Origin of the sequence: Glycomyces albidus (assembly GCF_009451885.1) — a bacterium.
GTDB lineage: Bacteria > Actinomycetota > Actinomycetes > Mycobacteriales > Micromonosporaceae > Glycomyces > Glycomyces albidus.
This window is the reverse complement of record NZ_WIAO01000009.1, coordinates 58,783-73,224: the sequence shown is the minus strand read 5'-3', so window position 1 is coordinate 73,224 and position 14,442 is coordinate 58,783. Positions and strand designations below refer to the sequence as shown.

Annotated in this window: 11 protein-coding genes and 1 tRNA gene; 6 read left to right on the top strand and 6 right to left on the bottom strand. The window is 70.1% G+C overall.

The annotated features are described in order from the left end of the window. Window positions 1–138: 138 nt before the first annotated feature. The 5 genes from GFD30_RS09765 to GFD30_RS09745 all read right to left on the bottom strand — a co-directional run bounded on the left by GFD30_RS09765 (window position 139) and on the right by GFD30_RS09745 (window position 4,069). Window positions 139–735, bottom strand: coding sequence for a hypothetical protein (locus GFD30_RS09765; RefSeq protein ID WP_153024996.1), 597 nt, complete (start codon window positions 733–735; stop codon window positions 139–141). Between the two features lie 572 nt (window positions 736–1,307). Then, window positions 1,308–1,381, bottom strand: a tRNA-Leu gene (locus tag GFD30_RS09760). Between the two features lie 375 nt (window positions 1,382–1,756). Beyond that, complete coding sequence (locus GFD30_RS09755) at window positions 1,757–2,356, bottom strand: NADPH-dependent FMN reductase (protein WP_153024995.1); 600 nt, start codon at window positions 2,354–2,356, stop codon at window positions 1,757–1,759. Between the two features lie 225 nt (window positions 2,357–2,581). Continuing rightward, the gene (locus GFD30_RS09750) at window positions 2,582–3,070 is read right to left on the bottom strand and encodes a hypothetical protein (protein ID WP_153024994.1); all 489 of its coding nucleotides are present in this window, start codon (window positions 3,068–3,070) and stop codon (window positions 2,582–2,584) included. A gap of 105 nt (window positions 3,071–3,175) precedes the next feature. After that, the gene (locus tag GFD30_RS09745) at window positions 3,176–4,069 is read right to left on the bottom strand and encodes an aminoglycoside phosphotransferase family protein (RefSeq protein ID WP_153025074.1); all 894 of its coding nucleotides are present in this window, start codon (window positions 4,067–4,069) and stop codon (window positions 3,176–3,178) included. 140 nt (window positions 4,070–4,209) lie between these two features. Between GFD30_RS09745 and GFD30_RS09740 the strand changes: the two genes are divergently transcribed. The 6 genes from GFD30_RS09740 (at window position 4,210) to GFD30_RS09715 (ending at window position 12,877) form a co-directional block, all read left to right on the top strand. Beyond that, window positions 4,210–4,941, top strand: a complete 732-nt coding sequence (locus GFD30_RS09740) for a 5-formyltetrahydrofolate cyclo-ligase (protein WP_153024993.1) — start codon at window positions 4,210–4,212, stop codon at window positions 4,939–4,941. 151 nt (window positions 4,942–5,092) lie between these two features. Then, window positions 5,093–5,710, top strand: coding sequence for an ANTAR domain-containing response regulator (locus GFD30_RS09735; RefSeq protein WP_153024992.1), 618 nt, complete (start codon window positions 5,093–5,095; stop codon window positions 5,708–5,710). A 107-nt stretch (window positions 5,711–5,817) separates the two neighbouring features. After that, on the top strand, window positions 5,818–8,535 hold the full coding sequence (polA, locus tag GFD30_RS09730; RefSeq protein WP_322633120.1) for a DNA polymerase I: 2,718 nt from the start codon (window positions 5,818–5,820) through the stop codon (window positions 8,533–8,535). A gap of 210 nt (window positions 8,536–8,745) precedes the next feature. Then, entirely contained in the window at window positions 8,746–10,245 is a 1,500-nt protein-coding gene (gene rpsA, locus GFD30_RS09725; protein ID WP_153024991.1) for a 30S ribosomal protein S1, read from the top strand. A gap of 74 nt (window positions 10,246–10,319) precedes the next feature. Next, window positions 10,320–11,510, top strand: coding sequence for a dephospho-CoA kinase (coaE, locus tag GFD30_RS09720; RefSeq protein ID WP_322633119.1), 1,191 nt, complete (start codon window positions 10,320–10,322; stop codon window positions 11,508–11,510). A gap of 323 nt (window positions 11,511–11,833) precedes the next feature. Continuing rightward, window positions 11,834–12,877: a hypothetical protein gene (locus tag GFD30_RS09715; RefSeq protein WP_153024989.1), complete on the top strand. Its 1,044-nt coding sequence runs from the start codon at window positions 11,834–11,836 to the stop codon at window positions 12,875–12,877. 123 nt (window positions 12,878–13,000) lie between these two features. Here the strand turns inward: GFD30_RS09715 and GFD30_RS09710 are convergent, their stop codons facing one another. Next, on the bottom strand, window positions 13,001–14,380 hold the full coding sequence (locus GFD30_RS09710; RefSeq protein WP_153024988.1) for a hypothetical protein: 1,380 nt from the start codon (window positions 14,378–14,380) through the stop codon (window positions 13,001–13,003). Window positions 14,381–14,442 lie beyond the last annotated feature (62 nt).

The window sequence follows — 14,442 nt, the reverse complement described above, 5'->3', positions numbered from 1 at the left end:
TCGGGCGTCCCCCTTGGCGGCAACCGGAACGCGGCACAGGACAGCTCACACGGGGCCAACGCCCTGGGGCCGCTGCGCGTGCGCCCGAGCCTTCCCGGAAGGCCGGAACCGCTGGCGCGGTCCAGGCCTTCGATCCACTCAGACGGCTCGGCGCTTCCCGAGCAGCCACCGAGCAATTTGGAGGACGGCTCCCAGGACGATCTCGCCCAGGAGGATGTTCAGCAGCACCTCGTCCGCGATGGCGAGCTTCGAGCCCATGTGCGCGCCGTTCCTCCACTGCGGCACCTGAACACTGATCGCGAAGATCGCGCATCCCAACGCGGGCACGCCGTAAGCGATGCGCCGGCCCGGCAGGGGCCAGGCGGCCGCGATGAGCACTGCCGCGGCGGCGACGTACGCAACGGTGAAGCCCAGCGGCGCTGTCTCGGTCGGATCGGCTCCGAGTAGGAAGTACACGGCGGTGACGAACAGCGAGAGCAGCAACGCGGCCAGCGCGCCACCTTCGGCGAGGTACGTCCGCACCTGCGGCCGCGGCATCCGCCAGGACGCCCAGAGCAGCCACGGCACGGGCAAGACCAGGATCGCGATGCCGAGTCCGGTCTGGACCGGGCCGGACAGGTCGGCGTCCATGAAGAGCCAGCCCATGAGCAGGAAGAACCATCCGACAGGGGCAAGCCCCCAGGCGATGGCGGGCGCGACGCCCCTTGAAGCAGCGGTCTGCTGTGTCGTGTTCATGAGGGCAGTGTCGCAACCAAGCGCAAGCGTTCCACTACCGAAATCGCGCCATCGTTGTAGCGTTCCTACAATCAATCCCTGCCTTCCACCCGCATCGCTCTCGTATTTTCTCGGTTTCCTCCAAGCGGTTCGCCGGTCGTTGCAGCGCAATCGTCAGCGCGACAACCCAACGACCCGGATGGCGTTCTCATGAGCCGCGCGCTCCGGAGTGTTCGAAAAACACCGCAGGTGCAGGCCGGTCGCGGTGAACACCAACACCGGGAGCTGGAAATGCGAGGGCAACGCCGAGGAAGTGGGGCCCGCTTCCGCGCCTGAGCACCGGCCGGGGTCGGCGGGCGTCCGATCCAAGGCGTCGATGAGCAGTCGATCAAGGTCGCGTCGGACACGCACGGGCACTTGCCGCCGGGGGTGGAGGACGACACTGCCCCGCGGTGGAGGACATCCTGTCGGGGGTGAATCTGGGGGGAATAGTGGAAAAACCTGGGTGCCCCGGTGTGACCCTGGCGATTCCGGAGGCAAAGAGAAACCCCAGGTAGATGCCGATTTGGCTCCATGACCTGGGGCGGGGAAAGTAGCCCGGGTGGGATTCGAACCCACACTGTACGGGTTTTGAATCCGTCTTCTCTGCCAGTTGGAATACCGGGCCGGGCTCCCGCCGGTCGGGGCGGGGCCGGTGTGAATGATACCCGGCCGGGGCCTCGGGGCGGTCGGGGCCCGGCCTGGCGCGTCAGCGGCCCTGGTCGGCGAGGGTCGCCTCCGGTGTGATCGCCCCGAACAAGGCGTGTGTGCCGGAATCCTGCAAGCACTGAATCAGCCTCGCGCATGCCGGGCGGTCGGGACAGGCACGGTACGTTCATCCGCACAACCGTTGTGCTGCGCCACCCGAGGTGGTGCATGAGGGTCCCGAAGCACGATTCGTGGGGACGCGAGACGATCCTCGATTTCGAACCCGGTCAGCAGGAGCAGTTCGCACACGACGCGGCGTGAGCCGCTGAAACCGGACTGCAGGGATCCGACACGCCTATTTGGTCGAGGCGGGATCGCTGTCGCCGATGTGCCCGGGGGCGTTGGCGGCCAAGACTCGCTGTACGAAAGCGCAGTACTCCTCCATATAGTGGCGCAGGAATTTGGCGGTGCTCTCGTTCGTCACCGACCCGTCCTCGCCGAAGTCATCCGGCGAGTACGTGATGTACGCCTCGGGGGCGTTGAGCTGCGGCGCATCGAGGAAGCTCAGCACACTGCGCATCGACGACTGCATCACCGCCGTCCCGACGCCGCCCGGTGAGGCGCCGATGATGCCGGTGGGTTTGCGGGCGAAGGAGTTCTGTCCCCACGGACGCGAGCCCCAGTCGATGGCGTTCTTCAGCGCCCCGGGGATCGACCGGTTGTACTCCGGGGAGACGAACAGCAGCCCGTCCGAGGACTCGATGCCCTCCTTGAACCGCCTGCCCTCAGGTGGGAAGTCGGCGTCGTAGTCCCAGCTGTAGAGCGGAAGATCGCCGATGGGGATCTCGGTGAACTCGAGGTCGTCGGGTGCCAGAGCGATGAGCGCCTTCGACAGCGTGCGGTTGATCGAGCCTGTAGCGAGGCTGCCGACGAGGTAGCCGATCTGGTAGGTCATGGTGTCTCCGGTACTTCGAGCCGGGCGTCGACGGGCCCGTTGACGCCGAGATCGATTGTCGTAGAGAACCGCCGCGATTACAGACGGTTGGTGAAAGTGCCAGTCAATCGACCGGTACACCACCCACCACCAGGTCGCCATCGACGCTGACCCTCAGGCCGCTGCAAGCCCGAGTCCGAAGAAACGCTTGCTTGAGGGGAGGTCCCGGCTGAGTTCCGCGGGCCGTCACCGGCCATCGGCGGCCTCTTGCACCGCGATGTCCCGGAGGGCGCGGACGGCCGGGTCGTCGCCGGAGTAGTCCAGGTCCTTGAGGAAGACCGCGAGCGCCGTGCCGCCGGCTTCCACGGTCTTCTGGACCTCGCGCCAGGCCGCCAGGTTCGGGTGGTCGTAGGCCGTGCACGCCTCGGCGGGCGACAGGAGCCGGATCATCAGGCCGAGCGACGTCGCGTCGAGGGCGTACGAGCCCGACTCGCCCGTGTGGCCGAGGACGGTCGCCATGACCGCGGCCGGCAGCGGGTGCACGCCGACGTTGGTGCGGGCGAAGGCCAACGCGCCCTCGCCGTCGACCGTGGCGATCCCGTACGCGGCCGGAAGGTGCCAGCCGGGCAGGTCCGCGATGAGCCGTTCCCGGGCCGCACTGATCTTCTCGACGGTCTCCCACGTCTCGCCGAGTTCGGCGAGCAGGGCCGTGACGGTCGCGTCTGTCGCAGTCATCCCGGCAGTCTCGCACCGCCGGGCGAACGCAGGCAAGGGAAATCCGATTCAGCGGGCGGACGCGTCGAGCACCGGTCGGATCGGGCCGCGGTCACCGGTGGACCATCACACCGCCTCCACGGTGACCCGGGCCAGCGTGCGCATCGCCCAGCGGCTCATCTCCGGGTTGGAGTCGACGTAGTACCAGACCGCGCCCATCGCCTGGATGAACGCCCACGCGCGTCCGCGCGCCCACTCGATGTCGCTGCAGCCCATCAGCCCCCGGAAGATCATGCGCGGGCCGGCGTCGAGCAGGTGCCACGCGCCGATGAGGTCCAGGGCCGGGTCCGCCGGGCCGAGACCGCCCACGTCGAGGACGCCGGCGAGGCGGTCGCCGCGCACGAGCACGTTCCCCGGGACCAGGTCGCGATGGCTCATCACGTCAGGGTCGGCCCCGCGAGGCAGGTCCCGCATCCCCTCCCACAGGCGGCGCATGAGCCGCACGTCCAGCAGGCCCTCGCTGTTCTCGAAGCACGTCTCCATCCACGGCTCGTGGGCGAGGATCTCGCCCCCGCGGCCGCCGCCCGCGAAGGCGCGGCCCCCGGTCGGGATCGTCCTGACGCCGAGGACGAACTCCGCCAGGTCCCGGGCGAACCCCTTGGACGGTCCGGGATCGGCCTCGCTCGCCGTCGCGCCCGGCACCCACGTCTGCACCGACCACGGCAGCGGATACCCCGCGCCCGGCTCGCCGATCGCGCGCGGCTCCGGCGTCGGAAACCTGGTGCACCCCAGCAGCTCCCGGGCCGCCTCGGCCTCCGACTCGAGCATGCGCCGCACCGCCGCCGGGTCGTCCGGGCGGAGCGGGAACCGCGCCGCCAGACCCTCGCCCACGCGGAAGATCGCGTTCACCGTCCCCTGCGACTCCACCGGCGTCACCGGCAGCCCCCGCCACCGCGGGAACTGGGCGTCGATCAACTCGCGGACAACGTCAACGTGAACGGTGAGCTGGTCCTCGTGCATTTTCATCCCGAGAGCCTCGCACCGCCCCCGCGGCGGCGGCAACCCGGTATCGGCGCCGGCGCGCGACCGGAGGGTGACGGGCACTGTGGAGGTGTGGCAGCCTTGACGCCGACACCCCTGGACGCCACGAGGAGACCGCAATGTCGTCGGCGCAAGCAAAGGACGAGATCCGGCACCGCGTCTGGTCGCTGCTCGAGCGCGAAGGCGCCGTCGAGGGCGACCCGCACGGGCGCATACCCGCCTTCGAAGGCGCCGCGGACGCCGCCGCGCTGCTCGCCTCGACCGACCAGTGGCGCACCGCGAACGCCGTCAAAGCCAACCCCGACCGCGCCCAGCAGCCGGTCCGCGCGCTCGCGCTGGCCGCCTCCAAAGCCACCTACATGGCCGTCCCGAGGCTCGCCCTCGACCAGCCGTTCTACCTGCTGAACTCGTTGCTGCCCAGCTACACCCCGGACGAGGCCGCGACCCGCGACGCCGCCGAGGCCCACAGCCTCCTCGTCGGCGCCGAGGCCATGCAACGCCTCGACCTGGTCGTCTCCGGATCGGTCGCGGTCAACCGCGACGGCGCCCGCATCGGCAAGGGCCGCGGCTACGCCGACATCGAGTACGGAATGCTCACCCAGGCCGGGCTCATCGACGACGACACCGTCATCGCCACCACCGTCCACGACCTCCAGATCCTCGACGAGGCCCTTCCCGAGGAGCCGCACGACTTCCGCGTCGACCTCATCGTCACCCCGACCCGGATCATCCCCTGCCCGCGCACCCGCCGGCCCCACGGACTCCACAAAGACCGGCTCAAACCCGAGCAGCTCGCCGAGATCCCGTTGCTCGACGCCCTCATGGCCAACACGCCGGAGCACACCGCCTGACGGGTAGCGCGTCTCACGTTTCGGCCCTGCCGTCCGAAACGCTCGGCATAGGAACGTGCGGACGTAACACGCGGCGGCTAAGCTAGCGTCCGGACGTGCCTCGATTCAGCACGCCGCACCGTCCAGACGCGCATGAAAGGTACGGACCCGCATGACGAGCAAGGCCGCCGAGGAGCCGCGCAAGCGCGTGCTCATCGCCGAAGACGAGGGGCTCATCCGCCTCGACCTGGCCGAGATGCTCACCGAGGAAGGCTATGAGGTCGTCGCCGAGGCCGCCGACGGTGAAGCCGCCGTCCGCCTCGCCCAGGAGCACCAGCCCGATCTGGTGATCTGCGACATCCAGATGCCGATCATGGACGGACTCCAGGCCGCCGAGAAGATCGTGTCCGCGCGCATCGCGCCGGTCGTGATCCTCACCGCCTTCTCGCAGCGCGACCTGATCAGCCGGGCCCAGTCCGCCGGGGCCATGGCCTACCTCGTGAAGCCCTTCCAGAAGTCCGACCTGGTCCCCGCGATCGAACTCTCCCTCACGCGCTTCGCCGAGATGACCGCCCTCGAGAAGGAGGTCGCGAACCTCACCGAGCGCCTCGAGGTCCGCAAGCTCGTCGACCGCGCCAAGGGCCTCCTCATGACCCAGTACGGCATGGCCGAGCCCGACGCGTTCCGCTGGATCCAGCGCGCCGCGATGGACCACCGGCTCTCCATGCGCGCCGTCGCCGAGCGCGTCATCGCCGAGGCCGAGCAGAAGGAAGCCCAGGAAGCCGAGTAGGCGACCCGCAGCGAACGGGCCCGCGACCGCACCGGTCGCGGGCCCGCCGCGCGTCCGGGCCACGCCTTCCCCCGATCCTGTCGGACCCACTCGATAGGCTCGGGAGCGTGACCGCTTCGCAATCCCGCCTGCTCCTGATCGACGGCCATTCGATGGCCTTCCGCGCGTTCTTCGCCCTGCCCGCGGAGAAGTTCGCCACCGACGACGGCCAGGTGACCAACGCCGTCTACGGCTTCGCCTCGATGCTCATCAACCTGCTCAAGGCCGAGGAGCCCACCCACGTTGCGGTCGCCTTCGACGTCTCCCGCCAGTCCTTCCGCACCGAGGAGTACCCCGCGTACAAGGACGGGCGCGGCGAGACCCCCGAGGACTTCAAGAGCCAGATCCCGATCATCCAGCAGCTCCTGGACGCCTTCGGGATCCCCTGGCTCACCAAGCAGTCCTACGAGGCCGACGACATCATCGCCACCCTCGCCTCCCAGAGCGAGGCCGCAGGGCTCGACACGCTCATCTCCTCGGGCGACCGCGACGCCATCCAGCTCGTCAACGACACCGTGACCCTCCTCTACCCGGTGAAAGGCGTCACCGAGCTCGCCCGCTACACGCCCGCCGCCGTCGAGGAGAAGTACGGCGTCACCCCCGAGCGCTACCGCGACCTCGCCGCGCTCGTGGGGGAGAAGGCCGACAACCTCCCCGGCGTTCCCGGCGTCGGCCCCAAGACCGCCGCCAAGTGGATCGCCAAGTACGGCTCCCTCGACGGCCTCGTCGCCAAAGCCGACGAGATCACCGGCAAGGCCGGGCAGAGCCTGCGCGACAACCTCGACGGGGTCCTGCGCAACTACCGCCTCAACTGCCTGGTCAAGGACGTCGAACTCGACCGCGCCATCCCCGACCTCGAATGGCGCGGCTGGGACGTCACCGAGACCAACCGCCTCTTCGACGCCCTCCAGTTCCGCGCGCTCGGCGAGCGCCTCAACGCCAACCTGCCCGAGAAGGCCGTCGGCGCCGCCGTCGCGCCCGTCGCCGAGACCCCGCAGCTCGAGTCCGCCGCGCTCGTGCCCGGCGGCCTCGACGTGTGGCTCGCCGCCCGCGAAGGCGACGTCGCCATCGCCTTCACCGGCCAGTTCGCCTCGGGCGCCGGCTCCTTCGACACGATCGCGCTGGCCGAGGGCGGCCAGGCGCTGTGGTTCGAGCCCTCGCAGCTCGACGCCGAGGACGAGCGCACCTGGGTCGACTGGCTCGCCGACTCCGCGAAGCCGAAGCTCGTGCACGACGCGAAGGCGTTCCTGTGGGGCGCCGACGCCGCGGGCTGGCCCGAGCCGGCCGGGATCAAGGCCGACACGATGATCGCCGCGTACCTCCTCAAGCCCGAGCAGCGCTCGTACGCGCTCGGCGACCTCGCGATGCAGTACCTGGGCCGCGAGCTCGAGGCGGCCATGACCCCGGTCGACGACGGCGCGCTGTTCAGCGACAGCGCGCTCGCCGGCCCGGACGGGGACATGTCCGACGACATCGCCCGCGTGCAGGCCGACTGCTCGGCCGCCGCGGTCGTCGGGGAGCTCGCCGCCGTGCAGGCCGAGCGGCTCGAGCAGCGCCACCAGGCCCGGCTCGCCGCGGAGCTCGAGTTCCCGGTCATCGGCGTCGTCGCGCGCATGGAGATCACCGGGATCGCCGCCGACGAGGGCCATTTCGCCGACATCGAGGCGGGGTTCGCGGCCCAGTCGAAGGAGGCCACCGAGCGCGCCCACGAGATCGTGGGCCGCCCGTTCAACGTCGGCTCGCCCAAGCAGCTCCAGGAGATCCTCTTCGACGAGCTGAAGATGCCGAAGACCAAGCGCACCAAGACCGGGTACACGACGAACGCCGAGGCGCTCCAGCAGCTCCTGGTGAAGACCGGGCACCCGCTCCTGGAGCAGCTTCTGCGCTTCCGCGACGTGGAGAAGCTCAAGCAGATCGTCGCCACGCTGCGCGCGACGATCCAGCCCGACGGGCGCATCCACACCACGTTCCACCAGACCGTGGCCGCCACGGGTCGCCTGTCCTCGGCCGACCCGAACTTGCAGAACATCCCGGTCCGCTCCGAGGCCGGCCGCGCGATCCGGGCCGGGTTCGTCGTCTCCGAGGGCTTCGAGTCGCTCATGACGATCGACTACAGCCAGATCGAGATGCGGATCATGGCGAGCCTGACCGGCGACGAGGGCCTGATCGACGCGTTCATCGCCGGCGAGGACATCCACCGGGCCGTGGCCGCGAAGGTCTTCTCGGTCGAACCCGCCGCCGTCACCGACGAGCACCGCCGCAAGATCAAGGCCATGTCCTACGGGCTCGCCTACGGCCTGTCGCCGTACGGGCTCAGCCAGCAGCTCGGGATCAGCACCCAGGAGGCCCAGCAGCTCTCCGACGACTACTTCGCGCGCTTCGGGAAGGTCCGCGACTACCTGCACCGCGTCGTCGAGGAGGCCCGCAAGACCGGGTACACCGAGACGATCATGGGCCGGCGCCGGTACTTCCCGGACCTGACCTCCGACAACCGGCAGCTGCGCGAGATCGCCGAGCGCGCCGCCCTGAACGCCCCGATCCAGGGCAGCGCGGCCGACATCATGAAGACCGCGATGCTCGGCGTCGACCGGGCCCTGCGCAGGGAGAAGCTCGACTCCCGGGTGCTCCTCCAGGTCCACGACGAGCTGGTGTGCGAGGTCGCGCCCGGTGAGGCGGAGCGGCTCGAAGCACTCGTGCGCGAGCAGATGTCGAACGCCGCCACGCTCGCCGTGCCGCTCACGGTCTCCGCCGGCTTCGGCGAATCCTGGGAAGCCGCTGCCCATTAGCGGTGTCGATCGACACCAGCCCCCGGCCCGGACTGGCGCGGCATTATCGCGCACGGTAATCTGGACTGGCCTGGGCTTGTCCGCGTCCTCAGAATGGAGCAGGACGCCGCCGGCGGCAAGGGCGGCCCGGGATTGAACCGCGAGTGCGCGCGGCCGGCCAGGCGGCGTGCGCGAGCCCACGAATGATACGTATCCGGAGCACCAGCCCACATGACGAGCAGCATCGAGGCCACCTCGAGCAACGCTGAGAACAGCACCACGGTCGACGAAACCTTCTCGGACGAGGAACTCCTCGCCGCGATCGACGCGACCATCAAATACTTCAATGACGGCGATATCGTCGAAGGTACCGTCGTCAAGGTCGACCGGGATGAAGTCCTGCTCGACATCGGCTACAAGACCGAGGGCGTCATCCCCTCGCGCGAGCTGTCGATCAAGCACGACGTCGACCCTGAAGACGTAGTGTCTGTGGGCGATCACGTTGAGGCCCTCGTCCTCCAGAAGGAGGACAAGGAAGGCCGTCTGATCCTCTCCAAGAAGCGCGCCCAGTACGAGCGTGCCTGGGGGACCATCGAGAAGATCAAGGACGAGGACGGCGTCGTTCGCGGCTCGGTCATCGAAGTGGTCAAGGGCGGTCTCATCCTCGACATCGGCCTCCGGGGCTTCCTGCCCGCGTCGCTGGTCGAGATGCGCCGCGTGCGCGACCTCCAGCCGTACGTGGGCCGCGAGCTCGAAGCCAAGATCATCGAGCTCGACAAGAACCGCAACAACGTGGTCCTGTCGCGCCGCGCCTGGCTCGAGCAGACGCAGTCCGAGGTCCGCACCGAGTTCCTGCACCAGCTCGCGAAGGGCCAGGTCCGCAAGGGCACGGTCTCCTCGATCGTGAACTTCGGCGCCTTCGTCGACCTCGGCGGGGTCGACGGCCTGGTCCACGTCTCGGAGCTGTCCTGGAAGCACATCGACCACCCGTCCGAGGTCGTCGAGGTCGGTCAGCCGGTCGAGGTCGAGGTCCTCGAGGTGGACCTGGACCGCGAGCGCGTCTCCCTGTCGCTGAAGGCGACCCAGGAAGACCCGTGGCGCCAGTTCGCCCGCACCCACGCGATCGGCCAGATCGTGCCCGGCAAGGTCACGAAGCTCGTCCCGTTCGGCGCGTTCGTCCGCGTCGAGGACGGCATCGAGGGCCTCGTGCACATCTCCGAGCTGGCCGAGCGCCACGTCGAGGTGCCCGAGCAGGTCGTCAAGGTCGGCTCCGACGCCATGGTCAAGGTCATCGACATCGACCTGGACCGCCGTCGGATCTCCCTCTCGCTCAAGCAGGCCAACGAGGCCTACGTCGAGAACGAGGAGCAGTTCGACCCGACGCTGTACGGCATGGCCGCGCAGTACGACGACCAGGGCAACTACATCTACCCGGAGGGCTTCGACTCGGAGACCGGCGAGTGGATGGAGGGCTTCGACGAGGCCCGCGAGGAGTGGGAGCGGCAGTACGCCCAGGCCCGCACCCGCTGGGAGGAGCACGGTACGCAGATCGCCGAGCGCGTCATCACCGAGGCTCCGGCCAAGCCCGCCGAGGGCGAAGCCGCCCCGAAGGGTGAGAAGGGTGCCAAGAAGGCCACTTCCGAGAAGAAGTCGGCCCCGGCGGAGCCCCAGGGCACGCTGGCCACCGACGAGGCGCTCGCGGCTCTGCGCGAGAAGCTCGCCGGCAACTAACACCTGTCACTCTTTAAACTGACAGACCACTGCCCGTCCCAGGCTGTTCGCCTGGGGCGGGTAGTGTTTTAGATGTGCTTAAAGTCGCATTGACCGGTGGCATCGGAGCCGGTAAGAGCACGGTCGCGAAGAAGCTGTCGCAGCTCGGGGCGAGCGTCATCGACGCCGACGCCCTCTCCCGCGAAGTCGTCGCCCCCAACACGGAGGGGCTCGCCGCGGTGGTCTCCCGCTTCGGCCCCGAGGTCTTGACCCCGGAGGGCTCGCTCGACCGCGCCGAACTCGCGAAGATCGTCTTCGAGTCCGCGCCCGCCAGGGCCGAGCTCGAGGCGATCGTCCACCCGCGCGTCCGCGCCCGGGCCCGCGAGCTCACCGATGCCCTGCCCGACGACGCCATCGTCGTCCAAGACATTCCGCTCCTGGCCGAGACCGGCCAGGCGCCCGGCTTCCACCTCAACATCGACGTGGAAGCGCCGCGAGAGCTCCGGCTCGAACGGCTCGCCGCGCGCGGTCTCGACCGCGCCGACGCCCTCCGAAGGATCGACGCCCAGGCGTCCGACGCCGAGCGCCGCGAGGTGTGCGACGTCGTCATCGACAACAGCCACGACGTCCACGAGCTCGAGCGGCGCGTCGCCCTGCTGTGGGACGAGCGGATCAAGCCGTTCGCGGAGAACCTGCGGCACGGTCAGGCCGAGCGCCGGCCCGAGAAGCTCCAGTTCGTCGAGTCCGACCCGGCCTGGCCGCGCCGGTTCGAGCACCTGGCCGCGCGGCTGCGCCGCGTCATGGGCCCCAGCGCCGTCCGCATCGACCATGTCGGTTCGACGGCCGTGGCCGGGCTGCCCGCCAAGGACGTCATCGACATCCAGGTGACCGTGGTGTCCCTGCACGTGGTGGACGCGTTCGCCGACTCGCTCGGCGACGCCGGCTTCTTCGGCGGCGTGCAGTTCGACTCGCCCAAGCCCGAGCACCCGGACATCGCGCAGTGGGAGAAGCGCCTGTACGGCTACGCCGATCCCGGCAACATCGCGCACGTCCACTTCCGCGCGATCGACGTCCCGGGGCAGCGGTTCGCGCTGCTGTTCCGCGACTGGCTCCGCGCCGACGCGCAGGCCCGGGCCGACTACGCCCAGGCCAAGGGCATGCTGGCGGCCAAGGCGGACTCGGTCACCGAGTACGCCGAGGCCAAGGAGCCCTGGTTCGACCGCGAGGGCTGGCCCCGCGCGAACCGCTGGGCGGCCGAGCACGGCTGGCAGCCGCCGCTCTGCTGAGCGTCCGATACCGAGTGACCCGGGCCCGCGGCGACGCCGCGGGCCCGGTGCCGTCTCGTCCGGCCCGTGCGACGGCGCCCGGCACTGGCCACGCGCGGCTGTGCCGACTCGTCCCGTTGCGTATCCGGTCATCCGACCTGTCACCGGTCGTAGCACGGAAGTGACGGAAATGCGGTTATCTGGTCGAGTGCCCGATTCTGTTACGATGAGAAGTCGTGTTCGAATGTCGTTCGAGGGCGGCCTTCCCACCTCGGGTCGCGAACTCCGGCAGTCCGGCCCCGACTCCCATCGGCTTAATCGAGCAGAGAAAGCAATCGACCACAATGGGTAATCCAGAAGGTTCAGCCGCTCCTTCCGCCCCCGCCGCCAGGCCGGGCGGCAGCCTGCAACTGACCCTGTCCTTCGGGAGCCTCACCGCTCCCCTGGTCGCGATCGCGGGCGCCCGGGCATCGGGCAACCCCTTGTCGCCGGGCGAGGTCGCGGCCTGCGTCGCGGTCGGGTTCCTGGGCATGCTCACCGTGCAGATCGCCCGCAACCGCCGAGAACGCCGGCACGGCGCCCGCGGCCGGGTGCTCGGCCGGATCGGCCTCGGCAGGCGGTCAGGCCGGTCGGAATGCGGTTACGTCGACACGCAGATCAGGGATCCGAAGGACGTGCAGCGTGAAGCGCTGACGATCATCCACAGCTCCGGGCGGCCGCGCGAGGAGCGCGATCGCGCCGTGCACGCGCTCGCCCACGGCCGCGCCTCGGACGACGCGTCGAGGCGGACGCTTCGCAACGCCATCCAGGACCGGAAGCTCGACCAGGACCAGCGGTTCGGCATGGCGGAGACGTTCTGCCGCTGCAACCCCGACGAGGCGCTCGCCGCGCTCGACCTGTTCTCGCGGGAGAGCGCCAACGACTCGCTGATGCGGCTGCGGGCGGCGAAGCTCATCAACGAGCCGGTGACCAGGAGCCGGGCGATTCTGGCGATCGCGTTCGCCGCCGACGTGGCGGCCGAGTGCCGTCTCGATGCGGCGATCGCCCTGCAGGACCGCGCACCCTACGACGCGGAGGCGGCGCTCCAGGCCCTCGCCACCGACGTCACCGACGGCGCCAAAGTCGGCTTCCGGGTCCGGATCCAGGCGGCCCAGCAGTGGGCGTCGCTGAACCGGGAGCGGGCGGTCGAGGTCCTGTGGCAGATCGCACGCTCCCCGGAGACCCCCTGGTACTGGCGGATCGAGGCGGCCTTCGAGCTGGCGATGCTGAAGGTCCGCGCGGCGTACAAGCTGCTCCTCGAGTGGGGCGAGAACCGCGAACTGCCCGAAGAGGTCCGCGGCTACCTGTTCTCGGCGCTCAGCAAGCTGGACGCGCAGCGGCCCGTCTGACGGCCGACATGCGCCCCGGTCCGCTCACGCCGCGGGGACCGACGGGACGCCACCCGTTCACGAACGTGCGATGCGCCGCGGGCCCGGTCGGTCGACCGGGCCCGCGGCGCATCGCATTGCGGCTCAGCCGATCTGCTCTTCGAGCTCCCACGGGACCGCCACCATCGGATAGTCCTCGGAGGACAGCTCGGCGCTGCCGACGCCGTGGTAGGTCATCATCTCCACTTCGGCGAGGCGCCCGTCCGCGACGTGGTAGCGGAACGCGGACCTGCCCGGCTGGGCGGGCGCGTCGCCGTTGACCGGGAACTCGACCACGTACACCGGCTCGTCCGCGGTCCCGTCGGTACGCAGCAGGCGCGCCTGCTCGGCGATCGCCTCCTCGTCGTCGGGCTCCTCGGCGGCCATCTCGAGCAGGCGGTACACCAGCGTCTCGACCGGGCCGAAACTCGCCGAGACGTCCTCGTCGTCGAGCTCGTGGACCTCCCATCCCTCCGCCGGCGGCGTCTCCGGCAGCTCGCCGCCGTCGACCGCGAGCGTCGCGAACCCGCCGGGCCGCGCCAGCAGCAGCCGCTGCCCGCTCGCGTCGCTCACATGCAGGTACGCGGTCATGGTGCGCCAGTCGACCGAGCCGTGCCCGGTCGCGACCCGGCCGTCGCCGACCGGGACGGCCAGCTCCACCTCGGCGCTCTCCGACCAGTTCTCGGAGCGCACCTCGGCGATCGTCCCGGCCAGGTCCCCGTCGACGGCGGCCGGCTCGATCATCGGCCCGCCGAGCAGGTCGATCGGCACCAGCCCGGCGGCGTCGAAGGGCACCTCCCGCAGGAAGTCCACCGCCGAGAGGCTCTCGGCGCCCGTGTTGACCTGGAAGCGGCGCAGGTTCCCGTCCGCGTCGAGCGAGTACAGCGCCTCCGGGGCCGCGCCCGCGGTCTCGCCCCCGGGCTCGTCGTCCATCTCCACCATGATCGGGGCCCGGAACGAGTCGACCGCTTCGCCGTCGATGATCCCCTCCTCGCGCCAGGTGGCCTTCTCGGCCAGCTCGGCCGGGTCGTCGGCCTCCGCGGCGGTCAGCGTGAACAGCGAGGACACGAGGATGTCCAGGGTCGTCTGGAGCTCGGTCCCGGTGCCCGAGAGCATCACCCGGGTCGTCCAGCCGTCCTCGGGGACCCGAACCTCCGCGAACGCGGCCTCGTCGTCGGCGCGGGTCGCGATGAGGCCCGGGATGGCCTGGGCCAGCGTGAACCCGCCGCTGCCGTCCGGCACCCGCGCGTAGACCATCGGGACCTGCCAGTCGAGGTAGGCGTCGACGGTGAGCGTCTCGGCGCCGACCGGCAGGCTCATGCGCAGCGCGACGGGCTCGGCGTCGTGGTTCTTCTGCCGCATCTCCGCCAGCAGCGCGGCCTCCTCCTCGCTGACGGGCCGCTCGGCCTGCGAACCGCCGGGGGTGCACGAGACGGCGAACCAGCCGGCCGCCGCGACCGCGGCGAGGATGGCGACGACCCACATCAGGGCCGATCTGAATGAAATCGAGGTAGTGGAGCTCACGCAGGGACCAACGAGTCGGGGCC

Bases quoted from the DNA above. Each gene is read 5' to 3' on its own strand.
- GFD30_RS09755 (WP_153024995.1), bottom strand. From the start codon at position 2,356: ATGACCTACCAGATCGGCTACCTCGTCGGCAGCCTCGCTACAGGCTCG.
- GFD30_RS09710 (WP_153024988.1), bottom strand. From the start codon at position 14,380: ATGTGGGTCGTCGCCATCCTCGCCGCGGTCGCGGCGGCCGGCTGGTTC.
- GFD30_RS09750 (WP_153024994.1), bottom strand. From the start codon at position 3,070: ATGACTGCGACAGACGCGACCGTCACGGCCCTGCTCGCCGAACTCGGC.
- GFD30_RS09745 (WP_153025074.1), bottom strand. From the start codon at position 4,069: ATGCACGAGGACCAGCTCACCGTTCACGTTGACGTTGTCCGCGAGTTG.
- GFD30_RS09765 (WP_153024996.1), bottom strand. From the start codon at position 735: ATGAACACGACACAGCAGACCGCTGCTTCAAGGGGCGTCGCGCCCGCC.
- GFD30_RS09735 (WP_153024992.1), top strand. From the start codon at position 5,093: ATGACGAGCAAGGCCGCCGAGGAGCCGCGCAAGCGCGTGCTCATCGCC.
- GFD30_RS09715 (WP_153024989.1), top strand. From the start codon at position 11,834: ATGGGTAATCCAGAAGGTTCAGCCGCTCCTTCCGCCCCCGCCGCCAGG.
- GFD30_RS09740 (WP_153024993.1), top strand. From the start codon at position 4,210: ATGTCGTCGGCGCAAGCAAAGGACGAGATCCGGCACCGCGTCTGGTCG.
- rpsA (WP_153024991.1), top strand. From the start codon at position 8,746: ATGACGAGCAGCATCGAGGCCACCTCGAGCAACGCTGAGAACAGCACC.